The sequence below is a fragment of the Pedobacter sp. 22163 genome (genome assembly GCF_052045595.1).
Taxonomy (GTDB): domain Bacteria; phylum Bacteroidota; class Bacteroidia; order Sphingobacteriales; family Sphingobacteriaceae; genus Pedobacter.
In genome coordinates this window covers 361,579-387,818 of the sequence record NZ_JBQEPM010000006.1, presented here as the reverse complement: position 1 = coordinate 387,818, position 26,240 = coordinate 361,579, and the positions used below count along the sequence as shown (strand labels likewise).

Genomic DNA, 26,240 nt, shown 5'->3' with positions numbered 1-26,240 from the left:
AAAATGAATAATCCTACAACTATCGCTACCTTTTTAGCGCATTAAGATTGCTTCGTGCATCGCAATGACGAAAACTTATATGAACTATTCTACTATCAAAATCAAACCTTTTCCTTTTTCAACAGGTACCGATTTTCCATCAGGATAACTTCCCGAAGTTTGAAACTTGTCAATTGCAGGAGCGGCTATTTTTACTTTCACAGCATCTAACCCCAGCTTGGTCCAATCGATAGTTAAATTAACCTTTACATCTCCTTCTGCCCAGCTTGCTAATGCAATCATTGTTTTACCTTTTTGTTTGTATACAGTTGCCAATACTTTAGGGTTATCAGTTTTAACCGGACAGTTTTCGCTCCAGTAACCAATCATTTCAGATCCTTTTATGCCGAAATTATCCCAGGCTTTCCATAATGGTTTTGGATCACTTTTGTCAGACCATCCCAAGCGACTTGTCATGCCATAAATCATACCGCGCCAAGGGTTTCCATCATCCTGTAACATCTCTCCCATTAATCCAAAAGGAATTCCGCTTACTTCCGTTAAAAAGAAATCGGGATTGTTTTTTTGGTAATCAAAATATTCGCCAAACCATAAACGGTTTAAATAAGGGAAATGCTCCAGATATAAAATGGCACTGTTGTTAAAACCATCACTTTTGTTGTATTGATTCGCAGAGTGCAAGTCGATAATACCAGGGTGGTTATCCTGTGTCAACACACGTTTTATACGCTTCATGGTTACACGGTCAAATGCCACATCATCCAGGTATACGCCGTCAATGCCCACGTTGTTTACCAACCAGTTCATCCCTTCTACATAATAGTTGTGCCAACGGTTCATTCCGCTGTTAATTACGGCGGCATCTTTTATTTCAGGAACAAACCAAGCAGCAATATAATTGGAATCTAAATGCTCCTGTAACCAGCTAAAGCCTCCTCCTTTACCAGGAGAGTATACTTCAGTACCTAAACTCCTTAAAGCCGGCCACTCGTATGCATGGTTGGAAAGCTCACGGACAGTATTGTAAATTTTAACTTTTAATCCTTTTGAGTGTGCATTACCGATATAATCTTTCATCTTTTTCCATTCGATAAATGGATAATTGATCCAAGGATTAATTGGCGTAGCATGGTGAATGTTCACTACCGTAGCACCTTTAGCCTTAATTGTATCTAAATCACCATATTTATGATAGAAACGGTTATCCCATTGAAAATCGGTGTCAAGTAAATGGAAAGGTGTAATCAATAAATTGAAATTATAATAAAGCACATCGCCTTTTTTCATGTTTCTTGCACCGGTAAAGTTATCGGCAAGCATCGAACTGCCTTTAACATTGATTTGGATGCCGCCTTTATCTCCATTACCCCACGATTTAGGCAATAATAACGGCTTTTGAAGATAGAAATTAGTATTAAGCGGGCGAACGTAGTTTTCATCTCTTAAGTTGTAATACAGGCCTGCATTTACATTCCCGATCCAAACGGCATCCTGGTTTTTATTCGCTACATCCCATTTCCATTTTACGGTATCTGGTCTAACGCCACCTTTTTCACCTAAGCCCATAAAATATTTTGTAGAATTCTTATCAAAAGGGATATGAAAATCGACATTACTGAATTCGACATCTTTTAAGGCAGTTACTTTAACTACATAATGTACATAGCCATCAAACTCTAAAGCGCCTTCTAAATCCATTGTAAGGTTTTCAGAAGTATTGGTGGCCTTCCATTTTACCGTTCCGGCTTCTTTACTCGTAATCTGGAAATTACTTGGTACAAATTTCTCCTGCGTTTTCGGCGCATTAAAAAAGTGAAAGTGGATAGGTTCTGCCAGAATATTATTAGGCTTTTCGCTATAAGCCGTCATCTCTGCATTAAAGAACGTTTGGATTTGCTTAGGAAAACCATCAACATTAATTTCGAACTTTCTACCTAAAAGCGAAATTACATTCCCATCAACCGTTAACGGCGTGTAAGGAGCTACAACTGTATTTGCTTGTGCTAAGGTAGAATTTAACCAGGTTAAGCGGGTCTGTCTATCCGGAGTTCCTACACCGGCATCGGCTAAAACTTCCTTACCTACTGTAATTTTTGCATCGATTACTTTCGATTTTCCATTGGCTTTGACTGTAAATTTTCCAGCGTAAATACCTGCAGCTGTATTTTTAGGGATGTTAACCGTAATCCACATCGGCTGAATTTTGCCAGAGGCAACATTTACGGTTTCAACCAGAGGTTTGTTATCATAACTTGTTCCATTGGTATTTAAGCAGTTGATATATTTCGAAGAAATTACTTTTCCAGCTGCATTTTTTAAATCACCGAAGCTAACCACTACATTTTTCAGCTCTTTCAAAGCAAATACACCTAATTGAAAAGCATAATTTTCACCTTTGCTGGCCGAGCCTGTAAAAGTATTTGCAGCACCTTTTTGTACCCAACGATAAGGTAAATCGTTCTGCATTTTGATTGGAAACATTCTGTCCTCTGGAAAAACGACAAAAGCTTCTGAAACATATTTGGCCTTTATTGAAGCCGTTTCTTTGCCAGTGGCAATTACTTCCATTGGATAAAAAGAGTTGAAAGCATCGATAGACTGGATCTCTACAACAGATGTATTCACTTTAACCTGTTTTGCCGCCGTTAACCATGCCTGGTCAGCCTGTTTAGGCTTTAAGTAAACTCCTTTAGGATAATTACTTCTTCCCTCATTTTTATAAGGGAGGTAGTAAACATAATATTTTCCAGCTCCAGGTGCTTCGAAATAAATATCAGCACTTTCTCTTGTCAATTGATCTGTTCCAACAACCGAAACAGTTTTGCCACTGGCATCTTGTACGATGATTCCTTTTAGTTCTGGATGTTCATCTCTCCGGCGCCAATCGATTTTAGCATGGGCAATTTTGCCTGTACCAGCAAACTGCACTACAACTCTGTGGTTACCTAACGAATCGGGGTTCCAGGCATTGTTACCATTGGTGTATTTTAGTGTTTGTGCATTAAGAGATAGCTGTCCGAAAAGACAGAGTAATAGAAAAAGTCTGAATTTCATTTCAAATTTGTTTTCGGCTAATTTATAGATACCTAGCTAAAATAAAGCTATGTAATGAAAAAATGAGACAAACGTTTGATTGATTGGTTCATTAGTTCACTGGTCAATAGTTCATTAGTGGCTATCATGTGCATAACGGAGTCATGCCTAGATTCATAGTGGTGTCAGATGTTACCATCTGACATGTAGAAGAAATTCATAAGTTCTAATTGATTTCTAACAATCGTCAGATGGCAACATCTGACAGCACAAAACGGCACAAAAAAAAGTCCTGCTCTTTCGAACAGGACTTTTTTGATCTTAAGGTGAATAAAATTATTCTCCTTTTGGTTCTTCAGTAGCAGGAGCTTCTTCAGCAGGAGCAACTTCTTCGGCAACTTCGGCTTTCGCTTCAGCAGCTTTAGGTGCAGCAGTAGCTTTACTTCTACCACGACGAGTTGTTTTCTTCTCTTCTTTAACCTCTGCATCTTTACCGTAAACTGTATTGTAGTCTACCAATTCAATTAAAGCCATTTCAGCGTTATCACCTAAACGGTTGTTTAATTTAATGATACGAGTGTAACCACCTGGACGGTTTGCAACTTTCTCAGCAATTTCGCGGAATAAGATTGTTACTACTTCTTTATCTTGTAAATAAGCAAATACTGTACGACGTGAGTGAGTAGTATCATTTTTTGATTTAGTGATAATTGGCTCAACATAAGTACGTAAAGCTTTAGCTTTAGCTAAAGTTGTTGTAATTCTTTTGTGCAAAATAAGTGATGAAGCCATGTTAGCTAACATCGCCTTTCTGTGGCTTGCGGTTCTACCTAAGTGGTTTACTTTTTTACCGTGTCTCATTGTTTTTTAATTGAGTGTATACCGTCTCGTTGCAATTAAGCTGAGGGAATTATACACTGTGAAATAATATTTTGTTCAACGCTTTGCGCTAAGCGCTTGGCGCCATGCTTTTTATTCTTCGTCTAATTTAAATTTAGACAGGTTCATACCAAATGATAAACCTTTTGATTTTACTAATTCTTGGATCTCTGTTAAAGATTTTTTACCGAAGTTTCTGAATTTTAACATATCAGCAACATCGTAAGAAACTAAATCAGCTAAAGTACGGATATCAGCAGCTTTTAAGCAGTTTAATGCTCTAACGGAAAGATCCATGTCTACCAATTCAGTTTTAAGGATTTTACGCATGTGTAAAATTTCCTCGTCAACTTCTTTAGTTTCTTCTTTAGCTTGAGATTCTAATACTAAATTCTCATCAGAGAATAACATAAAGTGTTGGATAAGAATTTTAGCCGCTTCTTTTAATGCTTCTTCTGGATGAATTGAACCGTCAGTAGAGATATCTAAAACCAATTTTTCATAATCCGTTTTTTGCTCAACACGAAAGTTTTCGATCGTGTATTTTACATTTTTCATTGGAGTATAAATCGAATCGATTGCGATTACACCTACAACAGCATCAGCAACTTTATTTTCTTCAGCAGGTACATAACCACGTCCTTTATTGATGGTTAATTCCACTTCCAAAGTAACAGATTTATCCATGTTGCAAATTACATGCTCAGGGTTTAAAACTGTAAAGTTGTTAGAGAATTTAGTGATATCACCAGCTTTAAACTGATCTTGACCATTAACGATGATGAAAACTTTTTCAGAATCACCTGAATCACCTGTTTTCTTAAAACGAACTTGTTTTAAGTTTAAGATAATATCAGTTAAATCTTCTACAACACCTTTCATGGTAGAAAACTCGTGAGATACGCCTGAAAAACGAATAGTAGTAATAGCATAACCTTCTAATGAAGAAAGTAAAATTCTTCTTAAGGCATTACCAATTGTTACACCGAAACCGGGCTCTAAAGGACGAAATTCAAATGTGCCATCGAAATCGGTTGATTTCTGCATGATCACTTTGTCTGGTTTCTGAAATGCTAAAATTGCCATTTATAATTTTTTAAATTCGTTATTGAATATATAGTAACATGAAAAAAGTTAATTACCCTTTTGAGGTAATTAACTAGATCATTTATTACTTTGAGTACAACTCGATGATTAAGTTTTCCTTGATGTTTTCAGGAATCTCATCACGTTGAGGGTAGGTTAAGAATTTACCGGTTAATTCACCAGCGTTCCACTCTAACCATGCAAACTTATTAATCGTTCTACCTGCAACTGAGTTACTAATTGATTCTAAAGATTTAGATTTTTCACGAACAGCAACCACATCACCAGCTTTTAGCTGATATGAAGGGATATTTACAACTTCACCATTCACGGTAACGTGTTTATGGCTAACTAACTGGCGTGCACCAGAACGGGTTGTTGAAATACCTAAACGGTAAACTGTGTTATCTAAACGTGCTTCTAATAACTGAAGTAAGTTATCACCGGTAATACCAGCACGAGAAGATGCCTTTTTAAACAAGTTACTGAACTGTTTTTCTAATACACCATAAGTATATTTTACTTTTTGTTTCTCCATTAACTGGATAGCATATTCAGATTGTTTTCCTCTTCTTTTTGATGAGCCATGTTGCCCAGGAGGATAATTTTTTCTGTCTAACACCTTATCAGGACCGAAGATTGGTTCTCTGAATTTACGGGCGATTTTTGATTTTGGGCCTGTATATCTTGCCATTTTTTTTCTGTTTTAAAGTACCGTCAGGCCTATAACCTGAGATTCTTAGCTTTAAAATTAATTAAACTCTTCTCTTTTTAGGAGGACGACATCCGTTGTGAGGAAGTGGAGTAATATCTTTAATAGATGTTACTTCGATACCTGCTACTTGCAAAGTTCTGATTGCAGATTCACGACCTGAACCCGGACCTTTTACAAATACTTCAACTTTACGCAAACCTAAATCAAACGCAACTTTACCACAATCTGAAGCTGCTTGACCAGCTGCATATGGTGTATTCTTTTTAGAACCTTTAAAGCCCATTTTACCAGCAGAAGACCATGAAATAGTCTGTCCGTTGTTGTTTGTTAAGGTAACGATAATGTTATTGAAGGTAGCATTGATATGCGCCTGACCAACAGACTCAATTACAACGATACGTTTTTTTGTTACTTTTTTACTCTTAGCCATTTTATCTTTTAGATTTTAGATATGAGACTTGAGATATGAGACTTTCTCTACCCCGACACTCAGTATCCTACTTTTTATCTTTTATTCCAGATTTGAGCAGATTTTAAAGATATGGTACTCACATCTAAAATCTCATACTTCATATCTATCTATTACTTAGTAGCTTTTTTCTTGTTAGCAACTGTTTTTCTCTTACCCTTACGAGTACGTGAGTTGTTTTTAGTACGTTGACCACGAGAAGGTAAACCTTTTCTGTGACGTAAACCACGATAACAACCAATATCCATTAAACGTTTGATGTTTAACTGAACCTCTGAACGTAAAGCACCTTCTACTTTAATCTCATCGTTAATCATTGTACGGATTGCTGATAACTCATCATCAGACCAGTCTTGTACTTTTTTGTTTAGATCGATACCTGCCGTAGTTAAAATACGTTGAGCAGTTGTTCTACCAATTCCGTAGATATAGGTTAAACCGATCTCTCCTCTTTTGTTTCTTGGTAAATCAATACCTGAAATCCTTGCCATATTTGTTTATGTTTTAAGTAATTCCGAACGGCGGGCCACCGTTGTGCGGTTCATTACAATATTCTTAATTACCCTTGACGTTGCTTGTATTTAGGATTTTTCTTGTTGATTACGTAAAGTTTACCTTTACGGCGAATAATCTTACAATCAGCGCTACGTTTTTTAATTGATGATCTAACTTTCATTTTATTTGTATCTATAAGTAATGCGTCCCTTTGTTAAATCATAAGGAGACATTTCCAATTTAACCTTATCTCCAGGAAGAATTTTGATGTAGTGCATCCTCATCTTTCCTGAAATATGCGCAATAATCTCATGCCCGTTCTCGAGTTCTACCCGGAACATCGCATTGGATAATGCTTCTCTTATTACTCCGTCTTGTTCAATTGAGGCTTGTTTAGCCATATTTTATTGATTGTTACTTAATTAGCTGCTTCTAAACAGGGTTGCAAAATTAAATAAAAAATTTTAATTATTTATTTTTTTTGTTGTAAAACTTCTTCTATTATAGAAAACGTTGATAAAACATCTGCTTTGCCCTTTTTTACGGCTACTGTGTGTTCAAAATGTGCCGATGGTTTATTGTCTTTACTGGTTACCGTCCATCCATCGTTATGGAATTTAACACCGGCTACGCCTGCATTGATCATGGGTTCTATCGCAATTACCATTCCTTCTTCAAGTTTTGGCCCTGCACCACGTTTCCCATAATTTGGAACTTCTGGTTTCTCATGAAGTTTTACACCAACACCGTGCCCAACAAGCTCTCTTACTACACCAAATCCATTAGCTTCTGCATACTGCTGAACAGCGAAACCGATATCACCGATTCGCATACCAACAACAGCTTTTTCTATACCCAATTCCAGACAATGTTTAGTAACCTCAACCAGCTTCTGTTTTTCGGCATCAATTTCCCCAATAGAGAAAGTATAAGCCGAATCGCCGAAATAGTTGTTTTTAATCACCCCACAATCAACTGAAATTAAATCACCTTCCTGGATTACGTATTCGCTTGGAAAACCATGAACAACCTGTTCATTTGGCGAAATACATAAAGAATTAGGGAAACCATTATAGTTTAAAAATGCCGGAATCGCTCCATGGTCACTTATAAACTCGTAGGCTAGTTTATCTAACTGAATAGTAGTCATGCCTGCTTTTATCACCTTGGCCACTTCGGCCAAAGTTTTAGAAACAAGCATGGAACTTTCTCTTATTAACTCGATCTCCTCAAGAGATTTGTAATAAATTTTAGACATCCGTTACACTACAACGCTGCGTTGCTACTTGCAGCAGGAACCCCTGTTCTGCCAGTAACTCTACCCGTTTTCATCAAACCATCGTAATGGCGCATCAATAAATAACTTTCGATCTGCTGTAAAGTATCCAATACAACACCAACTAAAATCAATAAAGAAGTACCACCGAAGAAGTGTGCAAACTCTTGTTTAATGCCGAACTTAACCGCTAACGAAGGTAAAATAGCAATGATCGCTAAAAATACTGCACCTGGGAAAGTGATTTTAGAAATTACATCATCAATAAACGTTGATGTTGCAAAACCCGGTTTAACACCTGGGATAAAACCACCGTTTTTCTTCATATCATCACTCATTTGAGTTGGATTAACTGTAATTGCAGTATAGAAGAAAGTAAATGCGATAATTAAAAATGCGAACGTTAAGCTATAAGCCAACGAAGTTGTGTTGCTGAACTGGATTAACCAAGAACCTTGTAATGAAGGAACAAACTGCATTAAAGCACCTGGAATAAACATTAACGCTTGAGCGAAAATGATCGGCATAACACCAGCAGCATTTACCTTTAAAGGAATGTACTGACGAACACCACCAAACTGGCGGTTACCAACTATTTTCTTTGCGTACTGTACAGGTACTTTACGTACACCTTGAACAATTAAAATGGTAAACATTACCACTGCAAATAATGCAACGATCTCTAAAACCAATGCAACCGGGCCTCCACCTTCACTAGATGAACCCACACGTGCACTAAATTCCTGAGAAATTGCAACTGGTAAACGGGCAATAATACCAACCATAATGATTAGTGATGTACCGTTACCAATACCTTTATCAGTAATTTTTTCACCCAACCACATTACAAATAATGTACCTGCTGTTAATACAAACGTAGATAACACTAAGAATAAAGTATTTGGCAATAAAATAGCTTCTGCAGGAACTTGCGTTTTAACGTAACCAACAGATTGAACGATTGTGATCGCTACCGTTAGGTAACGCGTAATCTGGTTCATTTTCTTTCTACCACTTTCGCCCTCTTTCTGCATTTTTTGGAAAGAAGGAACAGCAATACCCAATAGTTGCACCACAATCGATGCAGAGATATAAGGCATTACCCCCAATGCTAAAATAGACACACGAGAGAAAGAACCTCCGGCAAACATGTCTAGTAAGCCTAAGATTCCTGATTTTTCGTTATTGCCTAAAGCAGTTGGATCTACACCTGGTAAAACCACGTGAGATACGAAACGGTATACCAAAAGAATTAAGAGCGTAAACAATATACGCTCTTTTAATTCCTGAATTTTCCAGATATTACTTAAAGTAGTAAATAGCTTCTTCATTTAATAATTACAATTTTACAATAGAACCACCTGCAGCTTCAATAGCTTTTTGTGCGGTTGCAGAGAACGCATGTGCTGTAATTTCTAGCTTTGCTTTAACTTCACCACGACCTAAAATTTTAACTAAGTCGTTTTTAGAAGCTAAACCATGTGCTTGTAGAGCAGCGAAATCGATAGTTGTTAAGCTGTGTTTTTCAGCTAAAGCTTGTAAAACATCTAAGTTTACACCAACATATTCTGTACGGTTGATTGGTTTGAAACCAACTTTAGGCACACGACGTTGTAAAGGCATTTGACCACCTTCGAAACCGATTTTGGTTTTGTGACCTGAACGGGAACCCGCACCTTTGTGACCACGAGTTGAAGTACCGCCACGACCAGAACCTGTACCACGACCAATTCTTTTGCTGTTTTTTGTAGAACCTACTGCAGGTTTTAAATTACTTAAATTCATTTTTTTGAATTTGTGTTGCCCTTCGCTTTCACTAAACAGGTACAACGATTAAACATATATAAAGGTAGTACAGGCTTTTACCCATACTACCTTTAAAACTTTTACTAGATTGCTTCGATTGCTACCAAATGGTTCACTTTGCGAACCATACCGATAATTTGTGGAGTAGCTTCAACCTCAACACTTTGGTTCATTTTAGATAAACCCAAAGCCTGAACGGTTCTTTTTTGGCGCTCGCTTCTGTCGATAACGCTTTTTACTTGTGTTATTTTGATCTTAGCCATGATATTATCCGTTAAATACTTTGTTTAAATCTATACCACGGGTTTGAGCTACTGTATAAGCATCACGCATTTTAGTTAATGCATCAACAGTTGCTTTTACCACGTTGTGTGGGTTAGATGATCCTTTAGATTTTGCCAATACGTTATGCACGCCAGCACTCTCTAATACCGCACGCATCGCACCACCAGCAATTACTCCGGTACCTACTGCAGCTGGTTTGATTAAAACAAAACCACCTGAGAATTTACCGATTTGCTCGTGAGGAACAGTACCGTTTAAAATTGGAACTTTTACCAAGTTCTTTTTAGCATCATCCACACCTTTAGCGATTGCTTCAGTTACCTCTTTCGCTTTACCTAAACCGAAACCAACAACACCGTTTTCATCACCTACAACAACAATTGCTGAGAAGCTGAAAGTACGGCCACCTTTGGTTACTTTGGCAACGCGTTGTATACTAACCAAACGATCCTTTAATTCGATATCGGTGGTTTTTACTCTTTTTATATTAATAGTTGACATCTTACTTTTTCTTCAGATTAAAATACTAAACCAGCTTCGCGGGCACCCTCTGCCAACGATTTTACACGACCGTGGTATAAATAGCCATTTCTATCGAAAACAACTTCTTTAACACCTGCAGCGATTGCTTTTTCGGCAACTAATTTGCCTACTGCAACCGACTGATCGCTTTTGTTTCCAGTACCAGTAAAATCTTTCGATAATGATGATGCTGATGCTATTGTTTTACCGGTTACATCGTTAATTACCTGCGCATAAATCCCTTTATTGCTTCTATATACAGATAACCTTGGACGTTCTTCCGAACCGGTAAGTCTTTTTCTGATCCCTTTTTTAATACGATCTCTTCTTGATAATTTTTTACCTGCCATGATTACTATTTTTTAGATGCTGATTTACCTGCTTTTCTTCTTAACACTTCACCTACAAACTTGATACCTTTACCTTTATATGGCTCTGGTGCACGTAACGAACGGATTTTCGCTGCTACCTGACCGATCAACTGTTTGTCAATACTTTCTAAAATGATTTTAGGAGTCTGACCTTTTTCTGAAGATGTAGTTACTTTAATCTCTTCTGGTAATTGGAATACATAGTGGTGAGAATAACCTAAAACTAGATCTAGTGTATTACCTTGGTTTGTAGCACGGTAACCAACACCTACTAATTCTTGAGTTAATTTATAACCTTCTGTAACACCAACAACCATGTTGTTAAGCAAGGAGCGATATAAACCGTGTAATGCTTTGTGTTTCTTTTGTTCTGAAGGACGTTGAACTGTTAAAATTCCGTCTTCTTGACTTACAGTGATATCTGTATCAACTGCTTGTGTTAATTCACCTTTAGGACCTTTTACAGTTACTACGTTATCTTTTGATACGGTAATTGTAACACCTGCAGGGATTGTAATTGGGGCTTTTCCTATTCTTGACATTGTGCTGTTCTCCTAATATTAATAAACGTGACACAATACCTCACCACCAATATTTAATTTGGCTGCTTCTTTATCGGTCATTACACCTTTAGAAGTAGATAAGATTGCGATACCTAAACCGTTTAATACTCTTGGCATATTTTCAACACCAGCATAGTTTCTCAAACCTGGTTTACTTACTCGCACTAATGTACGAATAGCAGGAACTTTAGTAATCGGATTGTATTTCAAAGCAATTTTAATGGTGCCTTGAACTGTAGTATCTTCAAACTTGTAGTTCGCGATGTAACCTTTGTCAAAAAGAACTTTAGTAATTTCTTTTTTAAGGTTTGATGCAGGAATTTCTACAACACGGTGGTTGGCCTTAATGGCATTCCTTACTCTTGTTAAATAATCTGCTATTGGATCTGTATTCATTTTTTATTGTTTTTGATAGTGGTTTCCTTCTGCTACCCAGCTGTGGGACCTGCTACCGGTTAAAATTCTTTTAAAAGCAAAAAGACTAAAGCACAAAGACTAAAGCGACATGTATCGCTTTAGACTTTGAGCTTTCAGCTTTAAGCTTATATTACCAAGATGCTTTTTTAACACCTGGTATTTTACCGTCTAGTGCCATCTGGCGGAACGTTACCCTTGAAATGCCAAAGGTACGCATATATCCACGAGGGCGACCAGTTAATTTACAACGGTTGTGTAAACGTACCGGAGATGAGTTTTTAGGTAATTTATCTAAACCCTCGAAATCTCCTGCAGCTTTTAATACTGCACGTTTTTCAGCGTATCTAGCTACCAATTTTTGGCGCTTAACTTCGCGTGCTTTTACACCTTCTTTTGCCATTATTCTGCTGTTTTTTGATTTTTAAATGGTAATCCGAATTGTTTCAATAACTCAAGCGCCTCAACGTCAGATTTTGCCGAAGTTACGAAAGTTATATCCATACCTAAAATTTTATTGATTTTATCGATATTAATCTCAGGGAAGATGATTTGCTCAGTAACACCTAATGTATAGTTACCTTTTCCATCAAATCCTTTGTCATTAATACCTTTGAAATCGCGGATACGAGGCAAAGCTACAGAGATCAAACGATCTAAGAACTCGTACATGTTGTTATCGCGTAACGTAACACGTACACCTACCGGCATACCTTTACGTAATTTAAAGTTAGAGATATCTTTCTTTGAATTAGCCGGAACCGCTTGCTGACCAGTAATGGTAGTCAACTCAACGATAGTGGTATCCATAATTTTCTTATCAGTAACAGAAAAACGACCAACACCCTGATTGATACAGATTTTTTCCAATTTAGGAACCTGCATTACAGTTTTGTACTGAAATTTTTCTTTTAGTGCATTTACAACTTCTTCTTTGTATTTGCTTTTTAATCTAGGTGTAGCCATTATTTAATCTCCTCTCCTGAAATTTTAGCAACTCTAACTAATTTACCATCTGCGTTAAGTTTACGACCTACGCGGGTAGCTTTACCAGATTTTGGATCAACCAACATCAAGTTAGAAATGTGAAGAGCAGCTTCTTTTTTAATAATACCACCGTTAGGATTAGCAGCATTTGGTTTAGTATGTTTAGATACTAAGTTAATGCCTTCTACAATGGCTCTGTTTTTATCTATAAGTACTGAAAGTACTTTTCCTTGTTGACCTTTTGAATCGCCAGCAATGACTTTAACTAAATCTCCTGTGCGGATTTTAAGTTTTGATGGTGTATTTACTTTGTTTCCCATTTTATAATACCTCCGGTGCTAATGATACAATTTTCATGAATTGTTTTTCACGTAGTTCTCTCGCAACCGGGCCAAAGATACGTGTACCTCTTGGCTCATCCTGTGCGTTCAATAATACAGCAGCATTATCGTCAAAACGGATATAAGAACCATCTTTACGACGGATTTCTTTTTTAGTTCTTACAACAACTGCTTTAGAAACTGTACCTTTTTTAATGTTACCTGAAGGTAACGCGCTTTTTACGGTAACAACTACTTTATCACCAATTGAAGCATAACGTTTGCCGGTTCCACCTAGCACGCGAATTACTAATACTTCTTTTGCGCCGCTGTTATCAGCAACGTTTAATCTCGATTCCTGTTGTACCATCTTATTTAGCTCTTTCTAAAATTTGTACCAATCTCCAGTTCTTGTTTTTACTCAAAGGACGAGTTTCCATAATCAATACTGTATCACCGATACCGCATTCGTTTTTCTCGTCGTGAGCCATAAATTTGGTAGTTTTCTTTACGAACTTACCATAAATCGGGTGTTTTACTTTACGTTCCACGCTCACTACAACAGATTTATCCATCTTGTTGCTTACCACTAACCCGGTTCTTGTTTTTCTTAATTGTCTTTCCATGTCGACTCTCAAATTATTTAGTTTCAGTAGCTGACTCAGTGTTTTTCACTTTAGTCAACGCAGTGTTTAAACGGGCTATGTCTTTCCTTACTTTTGCAATGCGTGAAGGATTTTCGATAGCTGAAATAGTGTGAGCGAACTTCAATTTTGATAAGTTCTCTTTTTCTTCCGCAATCTTAGCTACTAATTCTTCTTTTGAAAGCCCTGTGATTTCTGAATTTTTCATTTTTCTTTTTCTTTTACGTTGAGTGTAGCGGTTATAATAAACAAGTATTTACAACATTCACCTCAACACTTTACTATGCTTCTACGTAATCTCTACGTACTACGAATTTGGTTTGGATCGGTAATTTCTGAGCTGCTAAACGCAATGCTTCTTTAGCAACTTCTAAAGGCACACCTTCAGCTTCGAAAATTACGCGTCCTGGTCTTACAACTGCTACCCAATACTCAGGAGCACCTTTACCTTTACCCATACGTACCTCAGCAGGTTTTTTAGTTACCGGTTTGTCCGGGAAGATCCTGATCCATACTTGGCCTTCACGTTTCATGAAACGAGTTACGGCAATACGGGCAGCCTCTATCTGACGACTTGTGATCCAAGTAGCTTCTAGAGATTTGATACCGAAAGATCCGAATGCTAACTCAGCTCCACGAGAAGCTAACCCCTTCATTCTGCCTTTTTGCATCTTCCTGAACTTCGTTCTTTTTGGCTGTAACATTTTATTTTGTTCTAATCGTTAAACGATGTTAATAAATCAATTATTTACGAGGACCTCTGTTAGCGCCTGCGCCACCACCTCTGTTTGCACCACCTTGGCCTGGACCACGACCACCGCCTTGGTTTCCACCACGTCTGTCGTTACCACCGCCACGGTTATCTCTTCCACCACCACGGTTATCTCTTCCACCGAAAGCTGGTTTATCTGATGCGCCTTTTGGACCGTTGTTTGCTGCACCAATGTTTGGAGACAAATCACGTTTTCCATAAACCTCACCTTTACAGATCCAAACTTTAACACCTATTTTACCATAAGTAGTTAAGGCTTCAGCTAAAGCGTAGTCGATATCAGCACGGAATGTATGCAAAGGCACTCTTCCTTCTTTGTACTGCTCAGTACGTGCCATCTCAGCACCACCTAAACGACCAGAAGTCATGATTTTGATACCCTCAGCACCCATACGCATGGTTGATGCGATAGAAGATTTCATTGCTCTACGGAATGAGATCCTTGCTTCTAATTGTTTTGCAACACCTTCTGCAACTAATTGTGCATCAAGCTCTGGGCGTTTAATTTCGAAGATGTTAATTTGAATTTCCTTTTTAGTTAATTTCTTTAACTCTTCTTTAATTTTATCAACCTCAGCACCTGCTTTACCGATTACGATACCTGGACGAGCTGTGTGGATAGTTACCGTGATACGTTTTAACGTACGCTCGATTACTACTTTTGCAACACCGCCTTTAGCGATACGGGCAGAAAGGTATTTTCTTATTTTCTCATCTTCAACTAATTTATCGGAGTAGTTGTTGCCACCGAACCAGTTAGAATCCCATCCTTTGATGATACCTAACCTGTTACCTATTGGATTTGCTTTTTGTCCCATTTCCTAAAATTAGTTTTGAGTTGTTTCTGTACTTTTACTATCTACAATCAGCGTTACGTGGTTAGAACGTTTACGAATTCTATATCCACGGCCTTGAGGAGCTGGACGTAAGCGTTTCAACTGACGGCCACCATCAACCATAACTGTTTTTACAAAAAGTTGGTTTTCTTCAGGGCGAGCACCTTCATTTTTAGATTCCCAGTTTTTGATAGCAGATAATAATAATTTCTCAACTCTTATTGCTGCTTCTTTATTGGTAAACTTTAAAATGCTTAATGCTTTTTCTACACGTTCACCTCTGATAAGATCTACAACCAAACGCATCTTACGCGGTGAGGTTGGACAATTGTTTAATTTTGCTATTGCTTCCATTGTCTAATTATTTTTTCTTTTCAGCGTGTCCTCTGAATGTTCTGGTTGGAGCAAATTCTCCCAACTTGTGACCAACCATGTTTTCTGTTACGTACACAGGGATAAATTTATTTCCGTTGTGTACAGCAAATGTATGATTCACGAAATCTGGTGATATCATTGATCTGCGAGACCAAGTTTTGATTACAGACTTTTTGCCTGAATCATTCATAGAGTTTACTTTTTTCTCTACGTTATGGTCAATATAAGGTCCTTTTTTTATCGAACGAGCCATTATTTCTTCCTTCTCTCTATGATGTAACGATTAGAATATTTTTTAAGTTCTCTGGTTTTGAAGCCTTTAGCTAAAACACCATTTCTTGAACGTGGGTGACCACCTGATGATCTACCTTCACCACCACCCATTGGGTGATCGACAGGGTTCATCGCTACCGGTCTAGTTCTCGGACGACGGCCCAACCAACGTTTACGACCAGCTTTACCTAATACTTCGTTTGCGTGATCTGAGTTAGATACAGCACCGATAGTAGCAAGACAAGTAGTCAAGATTAAACGGGTTTCGCCTGAAGGCATTTTTAAAGTAGCATATTTACCATCGCGGGCAGCTAATTGTGCATAAGCACCTGCACTACGAGCTAATTGTGCTCCTTTTCCAGGGTGGATTTCTACGTTGTGTACGATAGAACCTAATGGAATGTTCGATAATTTTAAAGTGTTACCTACTTCTGGTGCTGCTTTGTCGCCCGATAATAATACCGAACCAACTTGCAATCCTTCAGGAGCGATGATATAACGCTTCTCGCCATCTGCATAGTGTAATAATGCGATGCGGGCAGTACGGTTTGGATCGTATTCAACAGTAGCTACTGTTGCAGGAATATCGAATTTATCGCGTTTGAAGTCGATTAAACGATATGATTTTTTGTGACCACCGCCCATGTAGCGCATAGTCATTTTTCCTGTGTTGTTACGTCCACCAGACTTTTTTGATGATACAACCAATGATTTTTCGGGCTTGGTTGCTGTAATCTCCGTAAAACTAGCACCAACTCTGAAGCGGGTACCTGGAGTAACTGGTTTAAATTTTCTTAAGCCCATAGTTATAATGAATTATTAAATTAAAGGGTTGCGTAATAATCTATTGTTTCGCCGTCTTTTAACGTTACGATTGCTTTTTTGTATTTCGGGCTACGGCCAGATACAAAACCTGCTTTAGTGTAACGAGATTTAGCTTTTCCATCAACAACCATGGTGTTAACTGCAACGATGGTTACACCGTACAATTTCTCAATTGCTTGTTTAATCTGGATTTTGTTAGCCTTGTGGTTAACGCTAAATGTGAAACGGTTAGATTTCTCAGTTAAAGCTGAAGCTTTTTCGGTTAATATTGGTTTTTTTAAAATTTCCATATTATTTGGCAAACGCCTCCTCCAAAGTTTTAACAGAATCAGCAGTTAACACAAGTACACCAGCGTTTAATACATCATAAGTATTTAAATCTGCTGCCGAGATTACTTTAGTTTTCTGAATGTTTCTGCTTGATAAATAGATATTATTATTTTGCGCAGGTAAAACCAATAAAGTTTTTTGAGTACCTACGTTTAACGCAGCCAATAAACTTGTATAGTTTTTAGTTTTAGCTGTATCGAAGTTGAAATCTTCTAAAACTACCACGTTGTTATCTTTTGCTTTATAAGCTAAAGCAGATTTACGTGCTAATGATTTTAATTTCTTGTTCAATTTAAAGCTATAATCACGTGGCTGAGGACCGAAAACACGACCACCACCGTTAAATAACGGAGATTTAATGCTACCGGCACGGGCACCACCTGTACCTTTTTGTTTGTATAGTTTGCGAGTTGAACCAGCAATCTCATTACGTTGTTTAGATTTGTGAGTACCTTGACGTTGGTTAGCCAAATACTGTTTTACATCTAAATAAATCGCGTGGTCGTTAGGCTCGATACCAAATACCGATTCAGGAAGTTGCACCTTGGCACCTGTTTCTTTACCTGAAATGTTTAATACTTTAACTTCCATCTGATTACTTGTCTAAGATTACGTAAGAACCTTTAGCTCCTGGAATGGAACCACTAACTACTAATAAGTTTTGCTCAGCATAAACTTTCAAAACCTGTAAGTTCTGAACTTTTACCCTGTCTCCACCTGTTCTTCCAGCCATGCGCATTCCTTTGAATACACGTGAAGGGAATGACGATGCTCCCAATGAACCTGGGGCACGTAAACGGTTATGCTGACCGTGAGTCTGCATACCAACACCGGCAAATCCGTGGCGTTTTACAACACCTTGAAAACCTTTACCTTTTGAGGTACCTACAACATCAACAAAATCGCCTTCTGCGAAAGAATCAACCGTTACCACATCACCTAAATTAAGTGAAGTTGTAAACGAATCAAATTCTACCAGCTTGCGTTTCGGAGTTGTGTTTGCTTTCGCGAAATGGCCTTTCAATGGTTGAGTTGTGTTTTTCTCTTTTTTCTCATCGTAACCCAACTGGATTGATGAATAACCATCTACTTCTTCGGTTTTTACCTGTGTAACTACACAAGGTCCAGCCTCGATTACCGTACAAGGAATGTTTCTTCCTTCGGCATCAAAGATACTGGTCATTCCTACTTTTTTTCCAATAATTCCTGACATTTTATCTTTTCTTTTTAACACCCATCGAAGCAGTAGGGCTTCGTTCAAGGTGGTTGTACATCCCCCGAAAGGGACGGCAAAGATAGGCAAGAATTATTAATTTTCAAATAGTTAGCCAAATATTTTTTCAAATAAATTGCTGATATAATGGGATTTAACCTGAAAAGTAAGGTTAATGGGCTATTGGAGCGTTTAAAGCCATAGCTATATATTTGACTGAAAGCAATTTAGATCATATTCTTGGTTTAAAAATGCTTTAATTTGATCAACATTTGCCCTTTAGTATACTTCTCCCAGTTTGGCTTTTATGAGCGATAAAAGATCAAGTATCGCATTTTCGCTACATGCGTATTTATAAATTTCAACAATTAGTGCATCGCTACAGGTGATGGCATCAATTAAATTGTCATTAGCCATAAAATATTTGCATAATGCAGCATAAAAAAGCATAAACTCGCCTTCGGCAAACGCTGTTCGCTGTGGGAATGCTTCATCAAGGTTATACTTTTTATTCAATAACTTTAAGCCCTTTTCCAATTCACCATCAACCATTGCTGCATGAGCCGCATAAAACCTTAAGTATAAGAAATCAGGAAAAAGCTGCATCCCCTTTTTAGCTATGGCATCGGCCTTTCCATGGAGTCCTATCATTTTATATTGCAAAAATAATTCTGCGTAAAATAATGGCATATGAGGGTTTTTGATCAGCAAGGCATGAATTTGACTGATACTTTCGAGGCTTTTGTCCTCAAAAATCGACTCATATTCTTCGGCACATCCAATAATACGATCATCCAGTTCATCATTAAGGCTGTAAAGTCCCAAATCCACTTTTTGGTCCCAAATTTCGGCAATATGGTTTTTATCTAAGGTATAGGCTTCGTTTTCCCCAAATTTATCTCGGTAAGCGCCAGTAAAAGTATAGTATATCTGCTTAAAACTTTGCTCATTACCGTCTTCAATAATTTCATCATCCTCAAACTCATTTTCATCAATATAAAACAGGTAATTGCCCGCTCCAACATTTTTATCTAAGGTTGCCAGTATTTGCTTTATTTTGGCAGGATTATCATTTGGCCCAACGTAATAGGCCGGGATACCATCTTCTCCAAAATCGATTTCGATCAACGGGATGTCATCATTGTCTTCTTCTAGTAAATATTGTGTTATCGCCCAATCCTTGTGCGCTTTAAATCCACAATCGTTGGCAAAAGCTTCTGCACCATAAAGGATGTTATGTACCATGTTATATTCGACCTCATCAGCGTTTACAAGTTCTATAAAGTAATTCATTTCCTCTATGCCTACGTTAAACTTAAACGTGGTATCCTTTATGCCCAGGCATAATAAATCAACGAGGTAAATTCCCAGCGTAAAATTGCCGTTAGTGTGTATTCTGCTAACCAATATGTTTGCAATGCCCGAGGCTTCCCAATCGTAACTGATGTAGCAGTTACCCAACTTTAGTTCCCTAGCACGGGTTTTGATAAAATTTTCTGGTTTTTGAAACAGTTGAACAACCTTTCCAGATTTTGCCATTAGAATTAATTTTAGACTACAATTTTAAAAGTTTAAAATTAAATTTTAAATAAGTATTCAGCAAAAATAATCCTGAACGAAAATTAATGTGCCAAACCACCATTTAAACTGATGGTTATGATCGCTAAAATTATAAATCCAATGAGTACATATAGGTAATCGCGCTCGATTAAAAAGCTGAAAATAGCAAAAACAATACGTGCAATTGGCGTAAAAATGAGCATCAGGATACCAAATTGTACAATGGCATCTCCCTGAAAAGTAGATACCCCCTTAAATATGGCCACTATAGAAGAAAACTTGCTTAGCTCGGGTTTAAAAACTTTATAGTCGGTAACTGCCCCTTTGTTATGGATCAGGAAAATGGCACCGCCTAATAATACAATGCTCATCGAAATAATTACACCTGCACGCAGAAGTGTTCCCAGAATTACCTGAATATCTTTATCGTTTAGGTTTTCTTTTCCGGTTGTATCCATTATAATCCGCTTATTCCTTTATATATCATCTGCAGTGCCAAAAAGGTAACTACAATGGCAAATACAATTTTAAGCTTATCCGTTTTAGCTCTTAACAAAACTTTCGAGCCAACTGTTGCCCCTGTTAAAACGCCGATACAGACTGGCATGGCAATACCCGGATCTATCTGACCACGATGTAAATAAACCACCGCACTCGCCGCTGCCGTAACACCCATCATAAAATTACTGGTTGTTGTTGATACCTTAAATGGCAAACGCATAATGTTATCCATCGCGATTACTTTTAATGCTCCACTCCCAATCCCAAGCAAACCTGATAATGTTCCGGCAAAAAGCATCATTAAAAAACCTCCCGGAACATGTTTTACCGCATATGGATGATCTATACCTTTATCGGGATAAGATCCATTGAGTTTAAAAAAATTTGCCCATTTATCGGTATTGTCTAAAGTGGTATGATCTACCTTTTTCTTTAGCGTCATGATGGCTGAAAAAATCAGGATACAGCCAAATAGAATAGCAATATAATTGGCATTGAGATAAACGGCTACAATTGCACCACACACCGCGCCTATTGTGGTAGCGATTTCTAAAAACATCCCAATTCGGATATTGGTAATCCCTTCTTTTACATAAGCTGCTGCCGAACCCGAAGAGGTTGCAATAACAGAAACAATTGATGCACCTATAGCATAATGGATATCAACCCCTAAAGCTAAAGTGAGCAATGGAATAATAATTACTCCCCCACCCAAACCCGTCAGCGAGCCCAATAATCCGGCTAAAAAAGCACCTAATAAAATGATAATGGTAAACAACAATACCGACATGCGGGCAAATATAACGCACTCTTTTTGGGTAAACGAAGAATTACGGGAATAAAATAAAGTCTATATGTTATATAGGTAAATAGAATTTTGAAGCAATGATTGAATGAGAGAATGATGGAGTTATGAATGAGTGAATATAGCATCTGCTCATTCAATAATTCACTCATTCAAAATTCAATCATTAACTATGACTTGTAATGAAGCTTACTTTCCGTATCCAAATCAACACCCCGAAAACTTTCAAGTAGTTCGAAAGCAATTTGCCGAACAGTTTCGGGTATTGGGTAGATAGTAGATTTGTTGCCTTCGGCATCTTTTACTGTCCAACCCGAAGTATTTAGCACCAAAGGATCAGTATTGGCTAATGATTTAATTATTTTAGCCCTTGTAAAAGCAATCCCGTCCGAATCAACAATCACTTTTTTATTGTTCCACCAGTTTTCTTGCGATACTCTTCTTAAAGCAGAACGATCTAATTTGGCCGAATAACTCCAGCCTCTTCCGGCATGATGTGCCAGTTTCAATAAGCCGATAAAATTAGTAAGGCTCTTGAAATCATAAATCTCCGAACTGCAGTACATATCTAGATGACTCAATTTAAGCTGACTCACCAATGCTTTTGCTTGATGGGAGTTATGGAAAATCACGACGATTTTTTCGGCAATTGCTGGAATAACAACATCAGTTCCTTTATCGTATTCCTCACAAAGTGTTTCTATCTCTATTAATTGTTGTTGCAACAGTGAAACCAATTCAGGTTTATTCAAAATGGTTTTCATATTAATAATTACTTACCCAGTCTCTTTATCATTTCTGCACTTAAATCTCTTCCATCATTTAAACGGTTGGCAAAAAATGATTTGGCAGCTTCGAAATGTTCTTTGTAACCCTTTAAATCGCCATAGCCAATAATCGATGCCCATTCGTGCACAGCGGTGTGAAATTCTAAATCATCGCCACGGATAGATTTATCATATAAAGCAGTATTAATCGATTCCTCTAACATTGCTTCATTTTTGAAAAGATATTCGGCAATGCCCAGCCTCAATTTAAAAGGTGGGGTTTGGCAGATCAGGTTATCATAAGGGTTTACACCCATTTTATACCAGGCATATACCATGCTCAGCAAACTTAAATGTGAATTTGGTTTCTGTTTATGGCTGGCATCCGATAGGCTGAATTCTTTCATGATGTTATCATCCAACAGTAAAAGCGAACGGCTTTCATGAAAGACGAAATCACGCGCAGCATAAATCTTTTCCCTAAACGCTGCCTCATTCTCGCAGATCATCAGCTTAAACAGTTCCGATTCGGCCTGCGCATAATATTTTACCTGTTTCTGAGCATAAGGATTCAAAATGGCCAAACCAGCATAAATGTGCGATTTGTAACTAAAAATCCTCAGCGTGGTCAAAATTTTCACGTTATCGATCCCACCCGCATATGCCGGATTATCCCAGGGGAAAAAACCCGCATTTTTCCATGCCGAGCCCATGCTTTCGAAACCCATGTGTGTTACCGCCTGTGTATCGGCCACAATGCGGTCGTGCTCCCTGTAATCGTCCATTTCAATAATGTTCGATTTTAAAGATTTATAAATTTCTAATGCTTTGGCATAAACAGCATCGGTGGCACGGTGACGCACCACTACAAGCGTTTGCCCTTCCGGACTAAATGCCGGACCGTGCAAAGAATGGCAGGTTACAATCTGGGTATCCGCTGGAAGGTGTTTTTCGAAAGCAGCAATTTCGGGATGTTTAACCGAGGTTTGTCCGGCAACTATGGCACCATATTTTGTTGAGCGGGCAAAAGCAGCTACCACCTCATCAATTTTTTCGGCTTCAACGCAATAGATAATAAAGTCTGATTTACGGGCAACCTCATGGCCATCAATTAAAACTTCGATTCCTTTAGGTTCCAGCTCTTTTTTTAAATCTGTAAAACGTAAGGGCATATCTGCCCCACATACCTTATAACCAGCGTTTATGAACGATAGTGCATACAATTTGCCCATATCGCCCAAACCAATAATTCCTATTTGCATGAAACAAATGTAACCTATCGCAAATAAATTTATAATAAAACTTAGATAAAATTGTTATTTAGAATGTTAAACCAGAACAATTTTATCGATTTGCCAAAATCTTAAACAAATTTTATTAACCGGAAAATGGATAAAAATGTAGTTTTACATTCTAACACCTATATTTAAACTATGCAGAAAATTAAACACACCCTATTGTTTTTAGGCGCTATGCTATTTTTAAACGTTGCCTTTGGGCAAACTTTACCTGATACTACGAAAAATACTGATCCATCTCTAAATGGCCAGTATCAGTTCATGTTAAAGAAATCTAAAAACTTCAACGGCGCAAGGCTGATCAATCCATCACGGTTATCATCTTTATGGAAAAGTGTTAGTGATACGCTCAGAAAAGAACGCAAGCAGCTGCAGGAAGCCCGTCAGGAAATTAAAGCACAAGCCGATAACATTTCGAGCTTAAAAGGCGAAGTAAATGGAAAAGAAAGTTCCTTAGCCAATGCCAACGCTGCTGTTAATGAAATTAAATTTTTAGGCATATCCTTTAATAAAGGTACCTATAATACCATTGTTTGGGCCATTATTATTGTACTTGGAGTAGGTTTGGCCTTTGTAATTTTCCAATCGGGTAAGTTAAGGCACGAAGCGAAGTACAGAACCGAGCTTTACCAGGAAGTGGCCGATGAATTTCAGGCACACAAAGTAAAAGCAAAAGATAAGGAAATGAGACTCGCCCGTGAGCTGCAGGATGAGCGTAATAAATGGGATGATGGCCGGGGAAGGTAATCCAAGACCTTTTAGTTAACTGAAAAAACTTACTTTTTTTTTTAGAAAAGCAGGGCTTGTGGTACTTCGGTTCCGCTAGCCCCGCCATTCGCTTTACCTCACTACGTTCAGTGTCCGCTACTGTCGGGTTTATGGAATATGGGTTTGTGGTTTATGGGAACCAACCGATGCCTAAAACACGAAACGTTCCTACGGAACGTAAAAAAATAAAACATTTTTTTACCGAGGAGTCGTCCCGATGGGACGAGCAATTTTCGATCATATGAGATAGAAAGGGTGGGCGGTAGCTAAACATAGATGTTTTCTTCTTAGGTTGGTGACACCACCCCATTTGACGGAAGACAAGGAGGCAATTTTATCATTACAAATCGTCCCATCGGGACGTCTTCTTGGTAGCCAATTTATATAATTGGCGTTTTTCGTTCCGTAGGAACGTTTGGTGGTAAACCCATCAATAGCCCCCATCATTGGCCACCTAAACCCGATCAAAGCGAGATGCCGATATTTCATCGGCAGAAGCGGGAGCGGGAACTGCTCTTACCCAAAAGCTACCACAACTGCTTTCCAAAAAACAACGGTTTAAAAAAATAATTAAATTATTGGATAAATCTGTAGGTACATTTAACAGTAGATTTTTCCATTCCGTTGCACTTCAGTCGAAATGACGATAACAGCTTAATTTTTGATGCTGTACTTCAAACCCACCTCAAATTCGCCATTGCTATAACTCTGCATTTTTGAAGTATTGGTCGTGTACTGGAATAAAACCGAAAATTGGTTTTTGTAGTTTGCACCAAAACCAGCTGTAAAACTGTTGGTGCTATGATATATGCCGTTCAGCATCAACTTATTCTCTAAAAACTGAAGATTTACACCGGCATCAAAAATACCATCATAATTCTGCATCCCCCTATACACCAATTTCGGTTCAATACTGTTGATTACTTTATCGGTTGTGAATTTATAACCGGCTGCGATAAAATAAATTGATCGGTCTACCACGTTTCGCAGTACATCTCTTTTAAAAAACCGTTTAAGATTAGGCAAAGCAGCCTGTAGTGTCAATTTATCGGAGCGGTAAGCTACTCCAAAATCGCCATCCAGATATAATCTACGATCATTAAAGCTATTGAGTACATCGTCGTCTAAATCGCCTTTGGCTTTACCAAAGTCAATCCATTCATTCATAATGCCGGCTGATAAACCAAAATCCAAGAAGTTAGTACCCCCATTTAAAGGCAAATGATAGGCATAAGTTACAGTTGCCCTGGTACGGTTAATGGCACCTGCTCCTTCATTGTAAAAAAGAATACCCAAACCTACTTTATTAGTCAAACCATAGTCGCCAGTTAAATACTGAATTTTTGGTGCTCCGTCTACTCCCGCCCACTGTGTTTTAAATGCCGCATTTAAATTTAATCCGGTTTCTAAACCTGCCATTGCCGGGTTAGCTAAAAATTGATTCTGATAATAGATGCTTCCCATGGGGTTAAGCTGGGCAAATGCTGGTGTAACAAACAAAAAAAACAGCCCCGCCATATAACATTTTATTTTTTCCACGCTGTTATTTTTTATATAAAATTGATATAAAACCTTTGATAGAACCATCTGCTCCCAAATCGAGCATATAATAATAAGTATCTTCGGTAAGTGGCTTTCCGTTAAAATAACCATCCCAGTTGTTTTGGTAACCTTGGGTAGCATAAATCAACCTTCCTCCCCTATCAAAAATGGATAGTTTGTTGTTCGGATACTTTTCTAAGCCCTTAACTACAAAAAAATCGTTTTTTCCGTCTCCGTTTGGCGTAAGGATATTATTTACAATGGCTACGTCCGCTGTGGTTTGTATAACCAGAAAAGGCTGCAAAAAACCTTGGGTCAATGTAGTGTTGGCAGTCTGGAAAGTTTGCACCAGAGCCATTTCACCAATACTGAAATCGTATAATTGATTGTTAACCTTACCGCTGCCACTGGCCGAATTCACTACATACGGCAAACTTTGTGCGTTTGCGTTTCCCCAGAAAAACACCATAGTAAAGAAAACAAGGAAATAGGATATTCTTCTCATCATGT

38 protein-coding genes are annotated in these 26,240 nt (G+C 37.9%); 1 reads left to right on the top strand and 37 read right to left on the bottom strand.

Annotated elements, in window-relative coordinates; translation table 11 throughout:
- Positions 1-84 precede the first annotated feature (84 nt).
- The 35 genes from ACTJKN_RS17695 to ACTJKN_RS17525 all read right to left on the bottom strand — a co-directional run bounded on the left by ACTJKN_RS17695 (position 85) and on the right by ACTJKN_RS17525 (position 23,384).
- Positions 85-3,054 (bottom strand): glycoside hydrolase domain-containing protein, encoded by a 2,970-nt coding sequence (locus ACTJKN_RS17695; protein ID WP_440827043.1) that lies wholly within the window; start codon positions 3,052-3,054, stop codon positions 85-87.
- A gap of 315 nt (positions 3,055-3,369) precedes the next feature.
- Positions 3,370-3,894, bottom strand: a complete 525-nt coding sequence (rplQ, locus tag ACTJKN_RS17690; RefSeq protein WP_029278659.1) for a 50S ribosomal protein L17 — start codon at positions 3,892-3,894, stop codon at positions 3,370-3,372.
- 111 nt (positions 3,895-4,005) lie between these two features.
- The gene (locus tag ACTJKN_RS17685; RefSeq protein ID WP_025145205.1) at positions 4,006-4,998 is read right to left on the bottom strand and encodes a DNA-directed RNA polymerase subunit alpha; all 993 of its coding nucleotides are present in this window, start codon (positions 4,996-4,998) and stop codon (positions 4,006-4,008) included.
- Between the two features lie 85 nt (positions 4,999-5,083).
- On the bottom strand, positions 5,084-5,692 hold the full coding sequence (gene rpsD / locus ACTJKN_RS17680) for a 30S ribosomal protein S4 (protein WP_029278658.1): 609 nt from the start codon (positions 5,690-5,692) through the stop codon (positions 5,084-5,086).
- A 61-nt stretch (positions 5,693-5,753) separates the two neighbouring features.
- Positions 5,754-6,143, bottom strand: a complete 390-nt coding sequence (gene rpsK, locus ACTJKN_RS17675; RefSeq protein ID WP_025145207.1) for a 30S ribosomal protein S11 — start codon at positions 6,141-6,143, stop codon at positions 5,754-5,756.
- Positions 6,144-6,295: 152 nt separating this feature from the next.
- Positions 6,296-6,673, bottom strand: a complete 378-nt coding sequence (gene rpsM / locus ACTJKN_RS17670; RefSeq protein ID WP_010599886.1) for a 30S ribosomal protein S13 — start codon at positions 6,671-6,673, stop codon at positions 6,296-6,298.
- A gap of 68 nt (positions 6,674-6,741) precedes the next feature.
- Positions 6,742-6,858 carry a 50S ribosomal protein L36 gene (rpmJ, locus tag ACTJKN_RS17665; RefSeq protein ID WP_010599887.1) on the bottom strand — a complete coding sequence of 39 codons (117 nt, stop codon included), beginning with the start codon at positions 6,856-6,858 and terminating at the stop codon, positions 6,742-6,744.
- A 1-nt stretch (position 6,859) separates the two neighbouring features.
- On the bottom strand, positions 6,860-7,078 hold the full coding sequence (infA, locus tag ACTJKN_RS17660) for a translation initiation factor IF-1 (RefSeq protein WP_010599888.1): 219 nt from the start codon (positions 7,076-7,078) through the stop codon (positions 6,860-6,862).
- Between the two features lie 71 nt (positions 7,079-7,149).
- Positions 7,150-7,935, bottom strand: coding sequence for a type I methionyl aminopeptidase (gene map, locus ACTJKN_RS17655; RefSeq protein WP_440827039.1), 786 nt, complete (start codon positions 7,933-7,935; stop codon positions 7,150-7,152).
- An 8-nt stretch (positions 7,936-7,943) separates the two neighbouring features.
- Positions 7,944-9,284, bottom strand: coding sequence for a preprotein translocase subunit SecY (gene secY / locus ACTJKN_RS17650; RefSeq protein ID WP_029278656.1), 1,341 nt, complete (start codon positions 9,282-9,284; stop codon positions 7,944-7,946).
- Between the two features lie 7 nt (positions 9,285-9,291).
- Entirely contained in the window at positions 9,292-9,738 is a 447-nt protein-coding gene (rplO, locus tag ACTJKN_RS17645; protein ID WP_025145210.1) for a 50S ribosomal protein L15, read from the bottom strand.
- A 104-nt stretch (positions 9,739-9,842) separates the two neighbouring features.
- Positions 9,843-10,022 (bottom strand): 50S ribosomal protein L30, encoded by a 180-nt coding sequence (gene rpmD, locus ACTJKN_RS17640; protein WP_010599892.1) that lies wholly within the window; start codon positions 10,020-10,022, stop codon positions 9,843-9,845.
- A gap of 4 nt (positions 10,023-10,026) precedes the next feature.
- Positions 10,027-10,545 carry a 30S ribosomal protein S5 gene (rpsE, locus tag ACTJKN_RS17635; RefSeq protein ID WP_010599893.1) on the bottom strand — a complete coding sequence of 173 codons (519 nt, stop codon included), beginning with the start codon at positions 10,543-10,545 and terminating at the stop codon, positions 10,027-10,029.
- A gap of 17 nt (positions 10,546-10,562) precedes the next feature.
- Positions 10,563-10,916 carry a 50S ribosomal protein L18 gene (gene rplR / locus ACTJKN_RS17630; RefSeq protein ID WP_029278655.1) on the bottom strand — a complete coding sequence of 118 codons (354 nt, stop codon included), beginning with the start codon at positions 10,914-10,916 and terminating at the stop codon, positions 10,563-10,565.
- Between the two features lie 5 nt (positions 10,917-10,921).
- Positions 10,922-11,479 carry a 50S ribosomal protein L6 gene (rplF, locus tag ACTJKN_RS17625; protein ID WP_029278654.1) on the bottom strand — a complete coding sequence of 186 codons (558 nt, stop codon included), beginning with the start codon at positions 11,477-11,479 and terminating at the stop codon, positions 10,922-10,924.
- Positions 11,480-11,497: 18 nt separating this feature from the next.
- A complete protein-coding gene (rpsH, locus tag ACTJKN_RS17620; protein WP_010599896.1) occupies positions 11,498-11,896 on the bottom strand; it encodes a 30S ribosomal protein S8 in 399 nt (132 codons plus the stop codon).
- Positions 11,897-12,047: 151 nt separating this feature from the next.
- On the bottom strand, positions 12,048-12,317 hold the full coding sequence (rpsN, locus tag ACTJKN_RS17615) for a 30S ribosomal protein S14 (protein WP_025145214.1): 270 nt from the start codon (positions 12,315-12,317) through the stop codon (positions 12,048-12,050).
- Positions 12,317-12,883: a 50S ribosomal protein L5 gene (gene rplE / locus ACTJKN_RS17610; RefSeq protein ID WP_086547740.1), complete on the bottom strand. Its 567-nt coding sequence runs from the start codon at positions 12,881-12,883 to the stop codon at positions 12,317-12,319. Before rplE ends, rpsN begins: the two co-directional genes overlap by 1 nt.
- Entirely contained in the window at positions 12,880-13,221 is a 342-nt protein-coding gene (gene rplX, locus ACTJKN_RS17605) for a 50S ribosomal protein L24 (protein ID WP_029278653.1), read from the bottom strand. The genes rplE and rplX overlap by 4 nt, the downstream gene beginning before the upstream one ends.
- 1 nt (position 13,222) lies before the next feature.
- Positions 13,223-13,591 carry a 50S ribosomal protein L14 gene (rplN, locus tag ACTJKN_RS17600; protein ID WP_010599900.1) on the bottom strand — a complete coding sequence of 123 codons (369 nt, stop codon included), beginning with the start codon at positions 13,589-13,591 and terminating at the stop codon, positions 13,223-13,225.
- A 1-nt stretch (position 13,592) separates the two neighbouring features.
- Entirely contained in the window at positions 13,593-13,847 is a 255-nt protein-coding gene (gene rpsQ, locus ACTJKN_RS17595) for a 30S ribosomal protein S17 (protein WP_010599901.1), read from the bottom strand.
- 13 nt (positions 13,848-13,860) lie between these two features.
- On the bottom strand, positions 13,861-14,073 hold the full coding sequence (gene rpmC, locus ACTJKN_RS17590) for a 50S ribosomal protein L29 (protein ID WP_029278652.1): 213 nt from the start codon (positions 14,071-14,073) through the stop codon (positions 13,861-13,863).
- 73 nt (positions 14,074-14,146) lie between these two features.
- Positions 14,147-14,569, bottom strand: coding sequence for a 50S ribosomal protein L16 (gene rplP / locus ACTJKN_RS17585; RefSeq protein ID WP_010599903.1), 423 nt, complete (start codon positions 14,567-14,569; stop codon positions 14,147-14,149).
- A 40-nt stretch (positions 14,570-14,609) separates the two neighbouring features.
- Complete coding sequence (gene rpsC, locus ACTJKN_RS17580; protein ID WP_440827035.1) at positions 14,610-15,455, bottom strand: 30S ribosomal protein S3; 846 nt, start codon at positions 15,453-15,455, stop codon at positions 14,610-14,612.
- A 9-nt stretch (positions 15,456-15,464) separates the two neighbouring features.
- Complete coding sequence (rplV, locus tag ACTJKN_RS17575; protein WP_029278650.1) at positions 15,465-15,827, bottom strand: 50S ribosomal protein L22; 363 nt, start codon at positions 15,825-15,827, stop codon at positions 15,465-15,467.
- A gap of 7 nt (positions 15,828-15,834) precedes the next feature.
- Positions 15,835-16,101: a 30S ribosomal protein S19 gene (rpsS, locus tag ACTJKN_RS17570; RefSeq protein ID WP_010599906.1), complete on the bottom strand. Its 267-nt coding sequence runs from the start codon at positions 16,099-16,101 to the stop codon at positions 15,835-15,837.
- Complete coding sequence (gene rplB, locus ACTJKN_RS17565) at positions 16,101-16,925, bottom strand: 50S ribosomal protein L2 (RefSeq protein WP_057932151.1); 825 nt, start codon at positions 16,923-16,925, stop codon at positions 16,101-16,103. The genes rpsS and rplB overlap by 1 nt, the downstream gene beginning before the upstream one ends.
- Before the next feature lie 20 nt (positions 16,926-16,945).
- Positions 16,946-17,236: a 50S ribosomal protein L23 gene (gene rplW / locus ACTJKN_RS17560; protein ID WP_029278648.1), complete on the bottom strand. Its 291-nt coding sequence runs from the start codon at positions 17,234-17,236 to the stop codon at positions 16,946-16,948.
- 1 nt (position 17,237) lies between these two features.
- On the bottom strand, positions 17,238-17,867 hold the full coding sequence (rplD, locus tag ACTJKN_RS17555) for a 50S ribosomal protein L4 (RefSeq protein ID WP_029278647.1): 630 nt from the start codon (positions 17,865-17,867) through the stop codon (positions 17,238-17,240).
- A 4-nt stretch (positions 17,868-17,871) separates the two neighbouring features.
- Entirely contained in the window at positions 17,872-18,489 is a 618-nt protein-coding gene (gene rplC / locus ACTJKN_RS17550) for a 50S ribosomal protein L3 (protein ID WP_029278646.1), read from the bottom strand.
- A 279-nt stretch (positions 18,490-18,768) separates the two neighbouring features.
- Positions 18,769-20,028: a hypothetical protein gene (locus tag ACTJKN_RS17545; protein ID WP_440827031.1), complete on the bottom strand. Its 1,260-nt coding sequence runs from the start codon at positions 20,026-20,028 to the stop codon at positions 18,769-18,771.
- Between the two features lie 83 nt (positions 20,029-20,111).
- Positions 20,112-20,507, bottom strand: a complete 396-nt coding sequence (locus ACTJKN_RS17540; protein WP_440827029.1) for a DUF1634 domain-containing protein — start codon at positions 20,505-20,507, stop codon at positions 20,112-20,114.
- Complete coding sequence (locus tag ACTJKN_RS17535; RefSeq protein WP_440827027.1) at positions 20,507-21,340, bottom strand: sulfite exporter TauE/SafE family protein; 834 nt, start codon at positions 21,338-21,340, stop codon at positions 20,507-20,509. Before ACTJKN_RS17535 ends, ACTJKN_RS17540 begins: the two co-directional genes overlap by 1 nt.
- Before the next feature lie 185 nt (positions 21,341-21,525).
- Positions 21,526-22,119, bottom strand: a complete 594-nt coding sequence (locus tag ACTJKN_RS17530; RefSeq protein ID WP_440827025.1) for a hypothetical protein — start codon at positions 22,117-22,119, stop codon at positions 21,526-21,528.
- Positions 22,120-22,127: 8 nt separating this feature from the next.
- The gene (locus ACTJKN_RS17525) at positions 22,128-23,384 is read right to left on the bottom strand and encodes a prephenate dehydrogenase/arogenate dehydrogenase family protein (RefSeq protein ID WP_440827024.1); all 1,257 of its coding nucleotides are present in this window, start codon (positions 23,382-23,384) and stop codon (positions 22,128-22,130) included.
- 171 nt (positions 23,385-23,555) lie between these two features.
- Between ACTJKN_RS17525 and ACTJKN_RS17520 the strand changes: the two genes are divergently transcribed.
- Positions 23,556-24,167 carry a hypothetical protein gene (locus ACTJKN_RS17520; protein WP_230144614.1) on the top strand — a complete coding sequence of 204 codons (612 nt, stop codon included), beginning with the start codon at positions 23,556-23,558 and terminating at the stop codon, positions 24,165-24,167.
- Positions 24,168-24,842: 675 nt separating this feature from the next.
- Here the strand turns inward: ACTJKN_RS17520 and ACTJKN_RS17515 are convergent.
- Both ACTJKN_RS17515 and ACTJKN_RS17510 read right to left on the bottom strand, forming a co-directional pair.
- Entirely contained in the window at positions 24,843-25,727 is an 885-nt protein-coding gene (locus ACTJKN_RS17515) for a PorP/SprF family type IX secretion system membrane protein (RefSeq protein ID WP_440827021.1), read from the bottom strand.
- A 4-nt stretch (positions 25,728-25,731) separates the two neighbouring features.
- Positions 25,732-26,238 carry a gliding motility-associated C-terminal domain-containing protein gene (locus ACTJKN_RS17510; RefSeq protein WP_440827020.1) on the bottom strand — a complete coding sequence of 169 codons (507 nt, stop codon included), beginning with the start codon at positions 26,236-26,238 and terminating at the stop codon, positions 25,732-25,734.
- Between the last annotated feature and the right edge of the window lie 2 nt (positions 26,239-26,240).

What these genes read in the sequence shown, in the direction of transcription:
- ACTJKN_RS17695 (WP_440827043.1), bottom strand. Translation starts at nt 3,054, where the DNA reads ATGAAATTCAGACTTTTTCTATTACTCTGTCTTTTCGGACAGCTATCT.
- rplQ (WP_029278659.1), bottom strand. Translation starts at nt 3,894, where the DNA reads ATGAGACACGGTAAAAAAGTAAACCACTTAGGTAGAACCGCAAGCCAC.
- ACTJKN_RS17685 (WP_025145205.1), bottom strand. Translation starts at nt 4,998, where the DNA reads ATGGCAATTTTAGCATTTCAGAAACCAGACAAAGTGATCATGCAGAAA.
- rpsD (WP_029278658.1), bottom strand. Translation starts at nt 5,692, where the DNA reads ATGGCAAGATATACAGGCCCAAAATCAAAAATCGCCCGTAAATTCAGA.
- rpsK (WP_025145207.1), bottom strand. Translation starts at nt 6,143, where the DNA reads ATGGCTAAGAGTAAAAAAGTAACAAAAAAACGTATCGTTGTAATTGAG.
- rpsM (WP_010599886.1), bottom strand. Translation starts at nt 6,673, where the DNA reads ATGGCAAGGATTTCAGGTATTGATTTACCAAGAAACAAAAGAGGAGAG.
- rpmJ (WP_010599887.1), bottom strand. Translation starts at nt 6,858, where the DNA reads ATGAAAGTTAGATCATCAATTAAAAAACGTAGCGCTGATTGTAAGATT.
- infA (WP_010599888.1), bottom strand. Translation starts at nt 7,078, where the DNA reads ATGGCTAAACAAGCCTCAATTGAACAAGACGGAGTAATAAGAGAAGCA.
- map (WP_440827039.1), bottom strand. Translation starts at nt 7,935, where the DNA reads ATGTCTAAAATTTATTACAAATCTCTTGAGGAGATCGAGTTAATAAGA.
- secY (WP_029278656.1), bottom strand. Translation starts at nt 9,284, where the DNA reads ATGAAGAAGCTATTTACTACTTTAAGTAATATCTGGAAAATTCAGGAA.
- rplO (WP_025145210.1), bottom strand. Translation starts at nt 9,738, where the DNA reads ATGAATTTAAGTAATTTAAAACCTGCAGTAGGTTCTACAAAAAACAGC.
- rpmD (WP_010599892.1), bottom strand. Translation starts at nt 10,022, where the DNA reads ATGGCTAAGATCAAAATAACACAAGTAAAAAGCGTTATCGACAGAAGC.
- rpsE (WP_010599893.1), bottom strand. Translation starts at nt 10,545, where the DNA reads ATGTCAACTATTAATATAAAAAGAGTAAAAACCACCGATATCGAATTA.
- rplR (WP_029278655.1), bottom strand. Translation starts at nt 10,916, where the DNA reads ATGGCAGGTAAAAAATTATCAAGAAGAGATCGTATTAAAAAAGGGATC.
- rplF (WP_029278654.1), bottom strand. Translation starts at nt 11,479, where the DNA reads ATGTCAAGAATAGGAAAAGCCCCAATTACAATCCCTGCAGGTGTTACA.
- rpsH (WP_010599896.1), bottom strand. Translation starts at nt 11,896, where the DNA reads ATGAATACAGATCCAATAGCAGATTATTTAACAAGAGTAAGGAATGCC.
- rpsN (WP_025145214.1), bottom strand. Translation starts at nt 12,317, where the DNA reads ATGGCAAAAGAAGGTGTAAAAGCACGCGAAGTTAAGCGCCAAAAATTG.
- rplX (WP_029278653.1), bottom strand. Translation starts at nt 13,221, where the DNA reads ATGGGAAACAAAGTAAATACACCATCAAAACTTAAAATCCGCACAGGA.
- rplN (WP_010599900.1), bottom strand. Translation starts at nt 13,591, where the DNA reads ATGGTACAACAGGAATCGAGATTAAACGTTGCTGATAACAGCGGCGCA.
- rpsQ (WP_010599901.1), bottom strand. Translation starts at nt 13,847, where the DNA reads ATGGAAAGACAATTAAGAAAAACAAGAACCGGGTTAGTGGTAAGCAAC.
- rpmC (WP_029278652.1), bottom strand. Translation starts at nt 14,073, where the DNA reads ATGAAAAATTCAGAAATCACAGGGCTTTCAAAAGAAGAATTAGTAGCT.
- rplP (WP_010599903.1), bottom strand. Translation starts at nt 14,569, where the DNA reads ATGTTACAGCCAAAAAGAACGAAGTTCAGGAAGATGCAAAAAGGCAGA.
- rpsC (WP_440827035.1), bottom strand. Translation starts at nt 15,455, where the DNA reads ATGGGACAAAAAGCAAATCCAATAGGTAACAGGTTAGGTATCATCAAA.
- rplV (WP_029278650.1), bottom strand. Translation starts at nt 15,827, where the DNA reads ATGGAAGCAATAGCAAAATTAAACAATTGTCCAACCTCACCGCGTAAG.
- rpsS (WP_010599906.1), bottom strand. Translation starts at nt 16,101, where the DNA reads ATGGCTCGTTCGATAAAAAAAGGACCTTATATTGACCATAACGTAGAG.
- rplB (WP_057932151.1), bottom strand. Translation starts at nt 16,925, where the DNA reads ATGGGCTTAAGAAAATTTAAACCAGTTACTCCAGGTACCCGCTTCAGA.
- rplW (WP_029278648.1), bottom strand. Translation starts at nt 17,236, where the DNA reads ATGGAAATTTTAAAAAAACCAATATTAACCGAAAAAGCTTCAGCTTTA.
- rplD (WP_029278647.1), bottom strand. Translation starts at nt 17,867, where the DNA reads ATGGAAGTTAAAGTATTAAACATTTCAGGTAAAGAAACAGGTGCCAAG.
- rplC (WP_029278646.1), bottom strand. Translation starts at nt 18,489, where the DNA reads ATGTCAGGAATTATTGGAAAAAAAGTAGGAATGACCAGTATCTTTGAT.
- ACTJKN_RS17545 (WP_440827031.1), bottom strand. Translation starts at nt 20,028, where the DNA reads ATGGCAAAATCTGGAAAGGTTGTTCAACTGTTTCAAAAACCAGAAAAT.
- ACTJKN_RS17540 (WP_440827029.1), bottom strand. Translation starts at nt 20,507, where the DNA reads ATGGATACAACCGGAAAAGAAAACCTAAACGATAAAGATATTCAGGTA.
- ACTJKN_RS17535 (WP_440827027.1), bottom strand. Translation starts at nt 21,340, where the DNA reads ATGTCGGTATTGTTGTTTACCATTATCATTTTATTAGGTGCTTTTTTA.
- ACTJKN_RS17530 (WP_440827025.1), bottom strand. Translation starts at nt 22,119, where the DNA reads ATGAAAACCATTTTGAATAAACCTGAATTGGTTTCACTGTTGCAACAA.
- ACTJKN_RS17525 (WP_440827024.1), bottom strand. Translation starts at nt 23,384, where the DNA reads ATGCAAATAGGAATTATTGGTTTGGGCGATATGGGCAAATTGTATGCA.
- ACTJKN_RS17520 (WP_230144614.1), top strand. Translation starts at nt 23,556, where the DNA reads ATGCAGAAAATTAAACACACCCTATTGTTTTTAGGCGCTATGCTATTT.
- ACTJKN_RS17510 (WP_440827020.1), bottom strand. Translation starts at nt 26,238, where the DNA reads ATGATGAGAAGAATATCCTATTTCCTTGTTTTCTTTACTATGGTGTTT.